This window comes from Rhizorhabdus argentea (assembly GCF_037861105.1).
GTDB classification, from domain to species: Bacteria; Pseudomonadota; Alphaproteobacteria; order Sphingomonadales; family Sphingomonadaceae; genus Rhizorhabdus; species Rhizorhabdus argentea.
Window position 1 is genome coordinate 84,104 of the sequence record NZ_JBANFK010000014.1, and the last position, 15,097, is coordinate 99,200.

Sequence of the window (15,097 nt, forward strand, 5' to 3'; positions counted from 1 at the left end):
AGCCGATGGTGGTCAACGGCCTCTCGGTCGATATCGAAGACTGGTTTCAGGTCGGGGCCTTCGAGAAGACCATCCGCCGCGATGACTGGGACAGCTTGGCCCCTCGCGTCGAGCGCAACAGCGATGCGGTGATCGAGTTGTTCGGCCGCGGCGCAGTCAAGGCGACCTTCTTCACGCTCGGTTGGGTCGCGCAGCGTCATCCCCAATTGATCCGTCGCATCGTCGATTCCGGTCATGAACTCGCCAGCCATGGCTGGGATCATGTCCGTGTGTTCACGATGACGCCCGACCAGTTTCGCGATGACATTCGCCGTACCCGCGCCATGCTCGAAGATTTGAGCGGTCAGAAGGTGACGGGCTATCGCGCGCCCAGCTTCTCGATCGATCGGCGCACGCCCTGGGCGCACGAGATCCTCGCTGAGGAAGGCTATGCCTATTCGTCGAGCGTCGCGCCGGTCGCGCACGACCATTATGGCTGGCCCGAGGCGCCCCGCTTCGCCTTTCGCCCGGTGGAGGGCAGCCCGCTGGTCGAACTGCCGGTGACGACCGCGCGGTTGCGGGGCCGCATCGTCGCGGCCGGCGGCGGCGGGTTTTTCCGGCTCTTCCCCTATGCCTTTTCACGCTGGGCGATCCGGCAAGTGAACGCCGAGCAGCGGCCCGCGATCTTCTATTTCCACCCTTGGGAGATCGACACCGGCCAGCCGCGCGTCGCCAAGGCGCCACTCAAGTCGAAGATCCGCCATTATGCGCGGCTGGGCGCGATGGAAGGAAAGCTCGAGCGGGTGATCGGCGACTTTCGCTGGGGCAGGGTGGACGCGATCGCTGCTGCCGAAGTGGCACGGGCGGCCTGACCCCATGACGACGATCCGATGTGCCGATCTGTCCGACGACGCGCAACTGCAGGCGATCGATGCCTATGTCGCAGAGCATCGCGGCGGCAGCGCCTTCCATCGCCCCGCCTGGAGCCGCGCGGTCGAGCGCGGCTGCGGACAGAGCGCGCATTATCTGCTTGCGGAACGTGGTGGCGAAATCGTCGGGCTGTTGCCTCTGAGCGAGGTCCATTCGCCGCTGTTCGGCCGCGCGCTCGCTTCGGCTGGCTTCGCGGTGGGTGGTGGCCCCATCGGCGACGATCAGGGCGCCGTGGATGCGTTGGCGGAGGCTGGCTGGGCGCTGGCCGAACGGTTGAGCTGTCCCTCGCTCGAGCTGCGCGGCGGGACGCTGCCGTCGGGCGAGGGCTGGTACGTCGCGCAGGGCATCTACGCCGGCTTCGCCCGGCCGCTCGCCCGCGACGACGAAGCCGAACTGCTGGCGATCCCGCGCAAGCAGCGCGCCGAAGTGCGTCGCGCGCAGGGCCTTGAACTGCAGGTGCGCACCGGCGTCGAGGAGCAGGATCGCGCCGACCATTATGCCGTCTATGCGGAGAGCGTCCGCAACCTCGGGACGCCGGTCTTTCCCCGGGCCCTGTTCGATGCGGTGCTCGACGGTTTCGGCCACGACGCCGACATCCTGACCGTCAGCCAGGGCGGCGTACCGCTGTCGAGCGTGCTCAGTCTGTACCACAAGGGCGTGGTGATGCCCTATTGGGGCGGCGGACGCCGCGCCGCGCGGGCGTGTCGCGCCAACGACATGATGTATTTCGCGCTGATGCGCCACGCGCGCGGACGCGGCTGCACCGCGTTCGATTTCGGCCGCTCGAAACTGGGGACCGGCGCCTTCGCGTTCAAGAAGAATTGGGGCTTCGAGCCCGAGCCGCTCGCCTATGCCGGGCGCACTGCCGAGAGACAGGAACCGCGCGAGATCAATCCGCTGAACCCGCGCTACCGATTGCAGATCGCGCTGTGGCAAAGATTGCCGCTGTCCGTCGCCAATCGTCTGGGTCCCTGGATCGCCCGGGGGCTGGGCTGATGGCGGAGGTGATGTTTCTCGCCCACCGTATACCGTTCCCGCCCGACCGCGGCGACCGGATCCGCAGCTTTCACATGTTGCGCCATATCGCACGGCGGCGGCCGGTGCACCTGCTCGGCTTCGTCGACAGCGAAGAGGACAAGAAGGCGGCCAAGGAACTGCTGCCGATTCTCTCCTCGCTGCATGTGGAGGTGCGGCGGAAGTCGAAACTGCGGGCGGGGATCGAGGCGCTGGTGCATGGTGATCCGGTGTCGGTGACGGCGTTCGGCTCCATCCGCATCAGCCGCATGGTGGACAACCTCCTCGCCGAGCGGCCGATCGACACGATCTTCGCCTATTCGGGCCAGATGGCTCAGTTCGTTCCCGACGAGCGTGGTGGGCGGCGCTTCATCATGGATTTCGTCGACGTCGATTCCGAGAAGTTCGCGACCTATGGCGCCGCCGAGCGCGGGCTGATGGGTTGGATTCACCGGCGCGAGGGACGCCTGCTGGCCCAATATGAAAATCATGTCGGGCGCTGGTCCGACATCAACCTGTTCGTCAGCGAGGCCGAGGCCGCGCTGTTCCGCAGGCGGGCGGGGCTCGCGGTTTCCCATGTCCGCGCGCTCGACAATGGCATCGATACCGCTAAATTCGATCCCGCCGGCTTTCCGCGCGTCGGCGGCGCGGAGCCGATGATCGTGTTCACCGGACAGATGGATTATCGCCCCAATGTCGAGGCGGTCGACTATTTTGCCCGGCGGACCTTTCCGGCGATCCGCGCCAAACATCCGGCGACCTTGTTCGCGATTGTCGGACGCGATCCCAAGCCCGCGGTCAAGGAGCTGTCGAAGCTCAAGAATGTCATCGTCACCGGTGAGGTGCCGGATGTGCGGCCGTGGATCGCCGCCGCCGCCGCGGTGGTCGCGCCGCTTGAAATCGCACGCGGCGTTCAGAACAAGGTGCTGGAGGCCATGGCAATGGCCCGGCCGGTAGTCGCCTCGCCGGCGGCCTTCGAGGGGATCGACGCCGTTCCCGGCGAGCACCTGATCGTTGCCAATGGCTATGACATGGCCAACGCCATCAGCCACCTCATCTCCGATCCCGCCGCCGGCGACAGGATCGGCTCGGCGGCGCGCGCGCACATGATCTTGCGCTACGGATGGGATGCGCAGCTCAGCGCGCTCGACCAGATGATAGGGATCGACTGAAGCGATGTGCGGTATCGCCGGTATATTCCATCTGCAGACGGCCAAGCCCGTCGACCAGGCTCGGATCCGCGCGATGACCGACGCCATCGTCCATCGCGGGCCCGATGGCGAAGGCGTCTGGACCGCGCCGGGCGTGGGGCTGGGGCATCGCCGGTTGTCGATCATCGACCTCGTCGGCGGGGTCCAGCCGATGGCCAGCGAGGACGGTCAGTCGGTGCTGATCTTCAATGGCGAGATCTACAATTTCCTGGAAGTGCGCGCCGAACTCGAAGCACTCGGCCATGTCTTCCACACCAACAGCGACACGGAGGTGATCCTGCAGGCTTGGGAGCGCTGGGGCCCCGATTGCCTGCCGCGGCTGAACGGCATGTTCGCCTTCGCGATCCACGATGCGCGGCGCGGCTGTCTGTTCCTGGCACGCGATAGGCTCGGCGTTAAGCCGCTCCACTATGCCGAGCTGTCCGACGGCAGCGTGATCTTCGGTTCCGAACTCAAGGCGCTGCTCGTCCACCCGCTGCTGCGGCGGACGCCGGATTTCAGCGCGATCGACGATTATCTCGGCCTCGGCTACGTGCCCGACGGCGCCTGCATCGTGGCCGGCGTCAAGAAGCTCCCGGCCGGACATCATCTGCTGCTCAGGCGTGGCATGCCGCTGCCGGCCCCGGTGCAGTGGTGGGACGTCAGCTTCGCCGATCGCGAGCGGGGTTCGGCCGCGGCGCTCCAGGACGCGCTGATCGACAAGATGCGCGCTGCGGTATCGTCGCGCATGGTCGCCGATGTGCCGTTGGGCGCCTTCCTGTCGGGCGGCGTCGACAGTTCGGCGGTGGTCGCGCTGATGGCGGAGGTCAGCGCCAAGGCCGTCAAGACCTGTTCGATCGGCTTCGACCATCCCGACTTCGACGAGTCACGCTATGCCGCCCAGGTTGCCGCGCGCTTCGCGACCGATCATCGCAGCCGCATCGTCTCGGCCGACGATTATGGGCTGATCGATACGCTGGTGCGCGCCTTCGACGAACCCTTCGCCGACGCCTCGGCGCTGCCGACCTACCGGGTGTCCGAACTCGCGCGCGAGACGGTAAAGGTCGCGCTGTCCGGCGACGGCGCAGATGAAGCCTTCGCCGGCTATCGGCGGCTGACCTTCTTCAACACCGAGGAGAATATCCGCCGGCTGCTGCCGACGCGGATGCGCGCCAGCCTATTCGGAACGCTGGGGGAAATCTATCCCAAGCTCGACTGGGCGCCGCAGATGCTCCGCGCCAAGAGCACCTTGCAGGCGCTCGGCCGGTCCAGTGAGGAGGCCTATGCCGACGCCGTCGGCGTGACGGCGCAGCCGCTGCGCCAGCGCATCTATTCGGACAGCGCGCGCGCCGAGCTGCAGGGCCACCGCGCCGAGGACCGCTACATCGCCGCCATGCGCGCGGCGCCGGCACGAAGCGGGCTCGACCGTGCGCAATATGCCGATCTCAAGATCTGGCTACCCGGCGATATCCTCACCAAGGTCGACCGTACCAGCATGGCGGTGAGCCTGGAGGCGCGCGAGCCGTTGCTCGACTATCGGCTGATCGAGTTCGGTGCACGTCTGCCGGTGGGCATGCGCGCGCGCGGCTCGACCGGCAAATGGCTGATGAAGCAGGCGATGCGGCGCTACCTCCCAGACGATATACTGTTCCGCAAGAAGATGGGTTTCGCCACCCCGATCAGCGCCTGGTTCCGCGGCCCGCTCGCAGCGGAGACACAAAGAATCGCGCGCGGGTCCGCGCTGAGCGAGACCGGCTGGTTCGACGGCGAGGCGCTCGACATGATCGTCACCGAGCACCAGAGCGGGCGCAGCGACCACGGCCGGCTGCTGTGGCAGCTGATGATGCTCGACAAGTCGCTGTCGAGCCTGTTTGGGGTGGGACGGGGCTGAGAAACTCGCGGCATTATGTAGCAATTGCACCAACGTCCTCCTGCCCTTCTAGCGTGTCTCCCGTTAAATTTCGAGCATGACCGATCACATGGCGATGGGCGTCGTCTGAGTATGAGACTCGCGCGAAGAACCTGCTTAAGGGTGAGCTTGAGCAGCAGGGGGTCAATTATGCACAGTTGGCGGAAAAGCTGGCGTCGATCGGCGTCACATAGAACGAGCGCAATCTTAACAACAAGATCGGCCGAGGCGGCTTTACGGCTGCGTTTCTGCTTCAATGTCTAGCGGCTATCGGGGTCTCGTCGCTGCGTCTGGATTAACCGCACTCCTTTGGGCGATCATTTTTGGGTTCAATTTGGCCGCCTCAAATTATCCCCAGGAACAGCGGTACGAGCCCTATCGCTACGCCGCCGACAACGCACACGCCACTGAACTTGCGCTGGCCGATGAAATTCAGCCCCCGGAATATCGCGAGCCATGCCACGAGCCAAAGGGGCAGGACGAATCCGATCTGTGTGCTCAGTGGAAGGCAGCGCGGGCCGCTGAAGCGGGGGCCTTGTGGACAGAGCGAAGCTTCTGGGCTGGCCTGTTTGGCGTGGTCGGGCTGATAGCCACGCTCCACTATACACGGAAGGCTGTCTTGGCCGCTGAAGCCGCCACCAAGGACGCCGATAGCGCCCTGACTATCGCTGAGAGGAATGCCGACGCCGCCTCCGCACACGTTCTGGTTACCGCTGAAAACGCCAGACACCAACTCCGCGCTTATATGGAGGTGTCCCAGACCAAGTATGAAATTCGCCCAGGGCAGGCCGATAAGATCGCCGTTCGCGTCATATTCAAAAACGGCGGGTCCACTCCTGCACTCGACGCTTTTTGCCACGTGAGAATTGCTGTTTCGATGGGGGGTGACACTAACGTGGATCTTCCCCTCATCGAATCCGATCCATCGGAGGATCGCCCTGCCTCGATCCTCCAAGGCGAGTTTCTGAACAACGTCTGCACGGCGCCGTTCCCCGACGATGTCTGCGCCCATTTTAGCCAGGGAGATGCCGCCATCCACGTATATGGATGGGTTAAATACCGCGACGTATTTGGCTATGGCCACGAAACCCATTTCCGCTTTGAAAGCACGGCTGCCGCCATAGGGCGCGGCAACGATTTTTGGATTGCCCGCACCGGCAATTATTACAAAGAGAACAAGATATTTTAGACGTCTCAGAGAACGCTCTACGCTCCTATTGGAGCGGCAGAACGAGCGGCACCCCGTGGGTGCGTTTGCTACATAATGCTGGAAACTCGCGCCGTGCGCAGCGCGGGCAGGATCTCAGGCGTACACCGCTTCCATGAAGTAGAGCCCGTCGGGTGGGGCGTTGAACCCGAGCCGTGCTCGATCCCGAGCTTCCAGCGCACCCGACAGATCATCCGCAGTCCACTTGCCCCGCCCGACGAGCATCAGGCAGCCGACCATCGAGCGGACCTGGTGGTGGAGGAAGGAGCGCGCCGCCGCCTCGATCTCGATGACCTCCCCGTTGCGCCGCACGTCGAGCCGGTCGAGGCTCTTCAGCGGACTTAGCGCCTGGCAATGGGCCGAGCGGAAGGTGGTGAAGTCATGCGCGCCGACCAGGCGTTGCGCCGCGTCGTGCATGGCGGCTGCATCGAGCTCCGCCGCCACCTGCCAGGCCAGTCCGGCCTCGAGCGTCAGCGGGGCGCGCCGGTTGACGATCCGGTAGATGTAGCGTCGCCCGATGCAGGAAAAGCGGGCGTGCCAGTCGTCGTCGATCGTCTCGCAGGCGAGGATGGCAACCGGCAGCGGGCGCAGCCGAGCGTTGATCGCCTCCCCAAGCCGGAAGGGCGTGATGGCGCGGGCGATATCGACATGGGCGGACATGGCCCGGCCATGGACGCCGGCATCGGTGCGGCCGGCGGCGTGGAGCGGGGGCGTCTCGCCGGTGATCGCGGTCACCGCCTCCTCGATCGCCTGCTGGACGCTGGGCCCGTGCGCCTGGCGCTGCCACCCCATGAAGGGGCGGCCGTCATATTCCACCGTCAGACGGAAACGTGTCATTCGAAGGACGAGGTGGCGAGATGGGCTCCGGCCGGTATCGCGAAGCCGCGCAGCATTTCCACAGTGCTCATCGCCGCCTTGCCCGCGCGCTGGACGCGGGTCGGGCGGATCGCGCCGGCGATGCACTCCACCGTCAGCTGGTCGTCGATCACCTCGCCGGGCGCTGCCAGGCCATTGGAATCGACGATGTCGCAGGCGAGGATCCGGATGCGCTCCCCTTGGTGTTCGAACCAGGCGCCGGGCACTGGATTGAAGGCGCGGATCTGGCGTTCGACCTGGCCGGCGGGTTCGCGGAAGTCGATGCGGGCCTCGCTCTTGTCGATCTTGGGTGCGTAGGTCGAACCGGTTTCTGGCTGCGCGACCGGCGGGTAGGCGGTCATGTCGGCGAGCACCTCCACCATCAGCGTGGCACCGCTGCGCGCGAGCTCATCGGTCAGTTCGCCGCCCGTCTTCGCATCAACCGGCGTTTCGATCTTGGCCAGCATCGGGCCGGTGTCGAGCCCGCGCTCCATCCGCATGATGGTGACGCCGGTGACGAGATCGCCGGCCAGGATGGCGCGCTGGACCGGCGCGGCGCCGCGCCAGCGCGGCAGCAGAGAGCCATGGACGTTCACACACCCAAGCGGCGGCGCATCGAGGATCGCCTGCGGCAGGATCAGGCCGTAGGCCGCGACCACGGCGATGTCGAGATCGAGCGCGGCGAAGGCCACCTGTGCCTCCGCGTCGCGCAGGCTGACCGGGTGCCTTACCGCCAGGCCCAGCGCCTCAGCCCGAGCCTGGACGGGAGAGGGCAGCACTGCCTGCTTGCGCCCGGCCCGGCGCGGCGGCTGGCAATAGACCGCGACGATCTCGTGCCCTGCGGCGACGAGCGCATCGAGCGTCGGTATGGCGAAGTCGGGAGTTCCCATGAAGGCGATACGCATTGCCCCTCTGAAACGCTTGCCATGCGATGATGCAAGCCCATATCGATAAGCGCATGGCATCTCCGGAAATCGAGACACTGACGCAGGCGCTCGCGAAGCTGCCCGGACTGGGCCCGCGCTCGGCGCGCCGGGCGGTGCTGCACCTGCTCAAGAAGCGCGAGGCGGCGATGGCGCCGCTGCTGCGCGCGCTGGAGGCGGTGAACGAGAAGCTCACCAGCTGCCATCTGTGCGGCAATGTCGACACCAGCGATCCATGCGGCATCTGCAACGATCCGCGCCGGGATGCGCGGATGCTGTGCGTGGTCGAGGAAGTCGCCGATCTCTGGGCGCTCGATCGCTCGCGGTTGTTTCCGGGTCGCTATCATGTGCTCGGCGGGCGGCTCTCGGCGCTCGACGGCGTCCGGCCCGAGGATCTGTCGATCGACCTGCTGATCGGCCGGGTGGCGGCGGGCGGGATCGACGAGGTGGTGCTGGCTATGAACGCCACGCTCGAAGGCCAGACCACCGCCCATTATATCGCCGACCGGCTGGAGACACTGCCGATCCGGCTGACCCAGCTGGCGCATGGCCTGCCCGTCGGTGGCGAGCTCGACTATCTCGACGAGGGGACATTGGCCCAGGCGCTCAGGGCGCGGCGGCCGGTGTCGTGACGGGTAGCCACCTTGACGATTCGGCCCCGATTACCTAGCTCAACGTGATGGCCATCCGTCCGATCCTCGAAGCGCCCGACCCGCGGCTGCGCACCATCTCGAAGCCCGTCGACGGCATCGACGACGAACTGCGCGCACTGATCGCCGACATGTTCGAGACGATGTATGATGCGCCCGGGATCGGCCTCGCGGCGATCCAGATCGGCGTGCCGAAACGGGTACTGGTGATTGACCTGCAGGAGCAGGAGGACGCCGAGGGCAAGCCGATCCGGCAGCCCCGCGTGTTCATCAATCCCGAACTGTTCGATCCCTCGCAAGACCAGTCGGTCTATAATGAGGGCTGCCTGTCGGTGCCCGACCAATATGCCGAGGTCGAGCGCCCGGCGGTGATCCATGCGCGCTGGCTCGACGAGCAGGGCGCGCAGCATGAAGAAAAGCTCGAAGGGCTGCTGGCGACCTGCCTGCAACATGAGATCGACCATCTCGAAGGCATTCTCTTCATCGACCATCTGTCGCGGCTGAAGCGCGACATGGTGCTCAAGAAGCTGGAAAAGGCGCGCCGGGCGAACCGCGCGGCATAGTTTAGACCCAGCCGCGTTGTCTCACCCGCTCATCCTTAGGAGCTACTGAGCCTGGCGACGTGGCGTCTCGAAGGACGTCCTTCGATGCGGGCTTCGACAAACTCAGCCCTTACTCTGGATGAGCGGTCTGTTTGTTCGCGGCATGCTCTAAGCTTCCGCCCAGCGCCTCAACAGATTGTGGTACACCCCGGTTAGCTTGATGATCGCCGGATCGTCCTGGCCACGATCGGTGGCGATCGTCTGGATTGCACCGTCGAGGTCGAACAGCGTGCGCCGCGCGCCGTCGTCGCGCACCATGCTCTGGATCCAGAAGAAGGCGCAGAGCCGCTCGCCGCGGGTGACCGGCGTCACATGGTGCAGGCTGGAGGATGGATAGACCACCAGGTCGCCCGCCGCGCCCTTGGCGGCATGCGTGCCGAACAGATCCTCGACGACGAGTTCGCCACCGTCATAGCTGTCCGGATCGGAAAGGAAGAGTGTCGCCGACAGGTCCGCGCGAATGCGGAAGTCGCTGCCCCGCTTCACCCGGATCGCGCTGTCGACATGGGTGTCGAACCGGTCGCCGACGCCATAGCGGTTGAACAGCGGCGGAAATACTTTGAGCGGTAGTGCAGAGGCGATGAACAGGGGCGAGCCGCCGAGTGCATCCAGGATCGTCGACCCGGCGTCTCGCGCCGCCGCGCAGTCCTCGGGCAGCTGGCGGTTCTGCTTGGCGAGCGCCGATTGATGACCGGAGGTCGCGTTGCCGTCGATCCAGCCGGCGCCGGTCACGAGATCGCGGACATGATCGAGGATGCGGCCCTGCAGCACGCCGGGGACAGCCAGCATCATGGCAAGATCAGCTTTTGAGGACGAACGGGATTGGCATCACACCGCGCACCGCGACAGGCGCGCCGTCACGGATCATCGGCTGCCAGCGCCAGCCGCGAGCGGCCTGCAGCGCGGCCTGGTCGAGCCGGTCGAAGCCGCTGCTCTGCGCGATGGAGACCTGTTCGACACCGCCATCGGTGCCGATCAGCAGGCGAAGCAGCACCGTGCCCTGCTCGCGTTTGCGGCGCGATTCCATCGGATAGCGTGGTGGCTTGCCCTCGATCATACGGGCTTCCAGATCGCCGACGGTCATCGGGCCGGCAGATGGCTGAACGACAGGCACCGGCTTCGGCGGCGTCGGAGCCACCGTCACCATGACCGGCGGTGGCGGGGGCGCTACGGTCTGGATGACCTGCGGCGGCGCCGTCACCGGCTGCGGCTCGATCTTCTGCTCGACGACGGGTTCGGGCTTGGGCCGCTCGACGAGCGGCGGCGGTGCCGGTTCGGAGATGAGATCGATGACCAGCGGGGCCGGCTTGGGCCTTGCCACATGGATTACGTCCAGCTTGACCAGCGCGAACAGTGCAGCGACGTGCAGCGCCAGGATCGTGATGATCATAGGCCAGTTCGGATTGCTCTGCTCGCCATAGGGGGAGCGTGGCTCGCCCAGATGGATCGGCAACTGACCGCGTGCAGGATCGGGGATATCGGTATAGAAGAGCGCTTCGCTCTCCAGTCCCGCTCTCCGATCGAGTGTTGCGTGCATCATCAGCCCTGCCGACTCCTGTCGATGCCGATGAGCTAGCGTCATCCAGAATGCAAATCAATCGCAATAGCGTTTGGCGGATAACGTCACGCGACGATCAGCACGGGTGACGAATGCCGCCGCTGCACCTATGTCAGGACCATGTCCCGCACATTTACCCCCGGCCTTCCGAGCCGCGAACAGATCCTCGACTTCATCGCAAAGTCCGATGTACCGGCTGGGAAGCGCGAGATCGCGCGTGCCTTCGGCCTCCAGGGGCATGAGAAGATCGCGCTCAAGGCGTTGCTCAAGGACATGGCCGACGAGGGGCTGATAGACAGCGCGCGGGGACGCGCCTTCCACAAGATGGGCGGCATCCCCAAGGTCACGGTGCTGCGCGTGACCGACATCACCGACGAAGGCGTCGCGCTGGCCGTGCCCGAGACCTGGCATGGCGAGAATGGTCCGCCGCCGCAATTGCGGGTGAAGGAGCTGCGCGGCCGCAAGGGCCCCGCGCTCGGCGTCGGCGATCGAATCCTGGCGCGGACCGAGGAAGCCGGCCGCGGCTGGATCGCGCATCCGATGAAGAAGCTGGCGCGCGGCGAGGAACTGATGCTCGGCGTGCTTCACCGCGAGGGCGACAAGCTGTGGCTGCGCCCGGTCGACAAGCGCGAGAAGCGCGACACGCTCGTCTCCGATGCCGGCGGCGCCGATGCGGGCGATCTGGTGCTGGCCGAGAAGGCGGGCCGCCCACCGCGCATCACCGCGCGCGTGACCGAGCGGCTGGGCGATCCGTTCGCGCCGCGCTCGTTCAGCCTGGTGGCGATCCACAAGCATGGCATCCCAGATGTCTTCCCCGAGGCGGTGCTGGAAGAGGCGGAGCTCGTTCCCAGGCTCGACCTTGGCGAAGGGCGCGAAGATCTGCGCGACCTGCCGATCGTCGCGATCGATCCGGCCGATGCGCGCGATCATGACGATGCGATCTGGGCAGCGCCGGATGACGACCCTTCCAATCCGGGCGGCTTCAGGGCGATCGTCGCGATCGCCGACGTGTCCTTCTATGTCCGCCCTGGCTCGGCTTTGGATCGCGAGGCCAAGAAGCGCGGCAACAGCGTCTACTTCCCGGACCGGGTGGTGCCGATGCTGCCCGAGGAACTGTCGGCTGACATCTGCTCGCTGAAGCAGGATGTCGATCGCGCGGCGCTCGTCTGTCACCTGACGGTGAAGGCGGATGGCACCTTGGCGGGCTGGCGCTTCACGCGCGCCATCGTCCGGATCGCGGCGAACATCGCCTATGAGGATGCGCAGGCGGCGATCGATGGCGCGGAGCCGACCGAAAACTTCGCCCCGGAGCTGGTGGAAACCGCGCTTAAACCGCTATGGGCGTGCTGGAACGCGCTATTCAGAGCGCGCGAGGAGCGCGAGCCGCTCGATCTCGACCTGCCTGAGCGCCGCGTCTTGCTTGACGAAAAGGGCCGCATCCTGTCGGTGGCGCCGCGCGAACGGCTCGATGCGCATCGGCTGGTCGAGGACTATATGATCGCGGCCAATGTCGCCGCGGCCAAGGCGCTCGAGGCGAAGAAGGCGCCCGTCATGTACCGCGATCATGAGCCGCCGAGCCGGGAGAAGCTGGTCGCACTCAAGGACTATCTGGCGACCTACGACATGGAGTTCGCGCTGGGCCAGGTGGTGCGCCCGGCCACGTTCAATCACATCCTCGGCCGGATCACCGACGAGGCCATCAAGCCGCAGATCATGGAGCAGGTGCTGCGCAGCCAGACACAGGCCTATTATGGACCGACCAATACCGGCCATTTCGGCCTTGCGCTCGGCAGCTATGCGCATTTCACCAGCCCGATCCGACGCTATGCCGATTTGCTCGTCCACCGATCGCTGGTGGGCGCCTATGGGCTGGAGTGCGGCAAGCCGAAGCTGGCGGGGCCGGGCCGCTCCGGCGACATCCCGGCGCGGACGGCGCTGACCGAGGACGAGGCCGAGCGGATGACGGCGATCGGCGAGCTCATCAGCCAGGCCGAGCGGCGCGCGATGGAGGCCGAGCGCGATACCATCGACCGCTATGTCGCCGCCTTCCTGTCGACCAAGATCGGCGAGATCCTCGACACGCGGATCACGGGCGTCCAGCCGTTCGGATTTTTTGCCACGGTGGAAGGCCTGGGCGGCGACGGGCTGGTGCCGGTCTCCACCCTGGGCGCCGAGCGCTTCCGCTATGACGAGGCGTCACGCTCGCTGGAAGGCGAAGAGAGCGGGGAGCGTTATTTCCCCGGCATGAAGCTCAGGCTGCGGCTGGTCGAGGCCAGTCCGATAAATGGTTCGCTGCGCTTTGAACTGGAGGAAGGCGCAAGCCACCTCCCGATGCGGCGGCCGAAGGGCGGTAAGGACCGGCGGGTGATGGGGAAGCGAGGCCGGCCAGCGAATATCCGGCATAAGGGCGGGCGGCGCTAGCTCACCCCTTCCCGCTCGGGGAGAGCGATCAAAGCTTCGGCAGCGTCACGCCCTGTTGGCCCATATATTTGCCCGCCCGGTCGGCATAGCTCGTCTCGCAGGGTTCGTTGCCCTGAAGGAACAGGAACTGGCACGCGCCCTCATTGGCATAGATCTTGGCCGGGAGGGGGGTGGTGTTCGAGAATTCGAGCGTGACATGGCCCTCCCAGCCGGGCTCGAGCGGCGTCACGTTCACGATTATGCCGCATCGCGCATAGGTCGATTTTCCGAGGCAGATGACGAGCACGTCGCGCGGCACCCGGAAATATTCGACGGTGCGCGCCAGCGCAAAGCTGTTCGGGGGAATGACGCAGACATCGGTTTCGCGGTCGACGAAGCTGTTCGGGGCGAAGTTCTTGGGATCGACGGTCGCCGAATCGACATTGGTGAAGATCTTGAACTCGGGCGCGACCCGCGCGTCATAGCCGTAGGAAGACAGGCCATAGCTGATACAGCCGTCCCGCCGCTGCGCCTCGACGAACGGCTCGATCATGCCGTGCTTCTGCGCCTGTTCTCTGATCCACTTGTCCGACATGATCGACATTCGGTAGAAATCCCTTCCACTCGGCCGTCCCGGCAGACGACCGCCATCATTCATCGTCATGCTGAACTTGTTTCAGCATCCACCGCGCCACTGGGGGATGGCCCTAGATCATGAGGGGATGCTGAAACAAGTTCAGCATGACGGCAAGGTCGCTGAGATGCAGCAGGCGTTACCTTATGCCCAGATCGGCCGGGCCGAAGGCGTGCGGCAGCAGTTCGGACGCCCGATAATAGGCGAAGGCGCTGCCGTCGGCTGCCCCGCAGTAGATGTCGATGTCCTGCCCGCCCAGATCGGCGGCCTCGTTGATGATTTGCCGGCAGCGTCCACACGGCGTCACCAGGTCGGAGCCGCTTATCGTTCGATCCCTGCCGAGGCGGCCACCGACGACTCCGATCGCGACGATGTCGCGCAGATGACCCTGGCTGTTCGCGGTGGCGATTGCGACGGTCTCCGCGCACAGCGACAAGCCGTAGCTGGCATTCTCGAAATTCGTGCCGGTCACCATCCGGCCATCGCCGAGCAGCACCGCGGCGCCGACGCCGAAGCGTGAATAGGGGGCGTGGGCGTGCGCAGCAGCTTCGCGGGCGGCGTCGATGAGGACGCGGCCCGCAACCTCACGCAGGTCGACCGGCTCAGCCACGGATATGGAGCACGCAGATCAGCGTGAAGAGGCGGCGCGCGGTATCGAAGTCGACGTCGATCTTGTTCTCCAGCCGGTCCTTGAGAAGCTGTGCCGCATCGTTGTGGATGCCGCGCCGGGCCATGTCGACCGTCTCGATCTGTTGCGCCGTAGAGGTCCGGATGGCCTGGAAATAGCTGTCGCAGATCGCGAAATAATCCTTGACCGGACGGCGGAAGCTGCCGAGCCCGAGGATCAGCGTCTCGAGAAGTTCCCCGCTTTCCGCGGTGATGTCGATCGCCAGCCGCCCTTCCTCGACGCGCAGCTTGACCCGGTAGGGTCCGGCATAATCCTGCGGATACGGCTTTAGTGGCTTGAAGTAGTTGGCTTCGAGCAGATCGAAGATCGCGACGCGCCGCTCCTGCTCCACATCGGCGTTGCGCCAGATGATCGTCTTTTCATCAAGATCGATGGCGATGATGCGCGGATCGGACATGCGGCTGTTGGCCATAGAGCGTCATCGGCCGGGGGGGGGGGGGGGGGGGGGGGGCCCCCCCCCCCCGGGAAAACAACCCCAAAGAGCGAAGGAGGGGGGGGGGGCGCCAGAAGAACAAAAAAAAAAAAAAAAGAATCGCCCCCCGAACACAGAAAGAAGTA

General features: G+C 65.6%; 15 protein-coding genes and 1 pseudogene. 9 read left to right on the forward strand and 7 right to left on the reverse strand.

Going from position 1 to position 15,097, the window contains the following annotated elements; translation table 11 throughout:
* Positions 1-5 precede the first annotated feature (5 nt).
* From AAC645_RS13715 to AAC645_RS13735, 6 genes and pseudogenes are all read left to right on the forward strand, one after another.
* Positions 6-851, forward strand: coding sequence for an XrtA system polysaccharide deacetylase (locus AAC645_RS13715; protein WP_340316808.1), 846 nt, complete (start codon positions 6-8; stop codon positions 849-851).
* A gap of 4 nt (positions 852-855) precedes the next feature.
* Positions 856-1,905: a FemAB family XrtA/PEP-CTERM system-associated protein gene (locus AAC645_RS13720; protein ID WP_340316791.1), complete on the forward strand. Its 1,050-nt coding sequence runs from the start codon at positions 856-858 to the stop codon at positions 1,903-1,905.
* Complete coding sequence (locus tag AAC645_RS13725) at positions 1,905-3,095, forward strand: TIGR03087 family PEP-CTERM/XrtA system glycosyltransferase (protein ID WP_340316792.1); 1,191 nt, start codon at positions 1,905-1,907, stop codon at positions 3,093-3,095. Before AAC645_RS13720 ends, AAC645_RS13725 begins: the two co-directional genes overlap by 1 nt.
* A gap of 4 nt (positions 3,096-3,099) precedes the next feature.
* A complete protein-coding gene (locus AAC645_RS13730; RefSeq protein WP_340316793.1) occupies positions 3,100-5,004 on the forward strand; it encodes an XrtA/PEP-CTERM system amidotransferase in 1,905 nt (634 codons plus the stop codon).
* 131 nt (positions 5,005-5,135) lie between these two features.
* Positions 5,136-5,321 (forward strand): annotated as a pseudogene (locus tag AAC645_RS20475) (DUF6471 domain-containing protein).
* On the forward strand, positions 5,279-6,211 hold the full coding sequence (locus AAC645_RS13735) for a hypothetical protein (RefSeq protein ID WP_340316794.1): 933 nt from the start codon (positions 5,279-5,281) through the stop codon (positions 6,209-6,211). The pseudogene AAC645_RS20475 and the gene AAC645_RS13735 overlap by 43 nt, the downstream one beginning before the upstream one ends.
* Positions 6,212-6,325: 114 nt before the next feature.
* Here the strand turns inward: AAC645_RS13735 and truA are convergent, their stop codons facing one another.
* Together truA and fmt are read right to left on the reverse strand one after the other, a co-directional pair.
* The gene (truA, locus tag AAC645_RS13740) at positions 6,326-7,066 is read right to left on the reverse strand and encodes a tRNA pseudouridine(38-40) synthase TruA (protein WP_340316795.1); all 741 of its coding nucleotides are present in this window, start codon (positions 7,064-7,066) and stop codon (positions 6,326-6,328) included.
* Positions 7,063-7,989, reverse strand: a complete 927-nt coding sequence (gene fmt, locus AAC645_RS13745) for a methionyl-tRNA formyltransferase (protein WP_340316796.1) — start codon at positions 7,987-7,989, stop codon at positions 7,063-7,065. The genes truA and fmt overlap by 4 nt, the downstream gene beginning before the upstream one ends.
* Positions 7,990-8,042: 53 nt before the next feature.
* Between fmt and recR the strand changes: the two genes are divergently transcribed.
* Together recR and def are read left to right on the forward strand one after the other, a co-directional pair.
* Entirely contained in the window at positions 8,043-8,639 is a 597-nt protein-coding gene (gene recR / locus AAC645_RS13750) for a recombination mediator RecR (protein ID WP_340316798.1), read from the forward strand.
* Positions 8,640-8,686: 47 nt separating this feature from the next.
* A complete protein-coding gene (def, locus tag AAC645_RS13755) occupies positions 8,687-9,220 on the forward strand; it encodes a peptide deformylase (RefSeq protein WP_340316799.1) in 534 nt (177 codons plus the stop codon).
* A 147-nt stretch (positions 9,221-9,367) separates the two neighbouring features.
* Here def and AAC645_RS13760 read toward each other — a convergent pair whose 3' ends face one another.
* A complete protein-coding gene (locus AAC645_RS13760; protein WP_340316800.1) occupies positions 9,368-10,051 on the reverse strand; it encodes a Fe2+-dependent dioxygenase in 684 nt (227 codons plus the stop codon).
* A gap of 7 nt (positions 10,052-10,058) precedes the next feature.
* The gene (locus AAC645_RS13765) at positions 10,059-10,799 is read right to left on the reverse strand and encodes an energy transducer TonB (protein WP_340316801.1); all 741 of its coding nucleotides are present in this window, start codon (positions 10,797-10,799) and stop codon (positions 10,059-10,061) included.
* A gap of 138 nt (positions 10,800-10,937) precedes the next feature.
* Between AAC645_RS13765 and AAC645_RS13770 the strand changes: the two genes are divergently transcribed.
* Positions 10,938-13,238, forward strand: a complete 2,301-nt coding sequence (locus tag AAC645_RS13770; RefSeq protein WP_340316802.1) for a ribonuclease R family protein — start codon at positions 10,938-10,940, stop codon at positions 13,236-13,238.
* Between the two features lie 28 nt (positions 13,239-13,266).
* Here AAC645_RS13770 and dcd read toward each other — a convergent pair whose 3' ends face one another.
* From dcd to AAC645_RS13785, 3 genes are all read right to left on the reverse strand, one after another.
* Positions 13,267-13,821: a dCTP deaminase gene (dcd, locus tag AAC645_RS13775; RefSeq protein ID WP_340316810.1), complete on the reverse strand. Its 555-nt coding sequence runs from the start codon at positions 13,819-13,821 to the stop codon at positions 13,267-13,269.
* A gap of 169 nt (positions 13,822-13,990) precedes the next feature.
* Complete coding sequence (locus AAC645_RS13780; protein WP_340316811.1) at positions 13,991-14,443, reverse strand: cytidine deaminase; 453 nt, start codon at positions 14,441-14,443, stop codon at positions 13,991-13,993.
* 10 nt (positions 14,444-14,453) lie between these two features.
* A complete protein-coding gene (locus AAC645_RS13785) occupies positions 14,454-14,936 on the reverse strand; it encodes a UPF0262 family protein (protein WP_340316812.1) in 483 nt (160 codons plus the stop codon).
* Between the last annotated feature and the right edge of the window lie 161 nt (positions 14,937-15,097).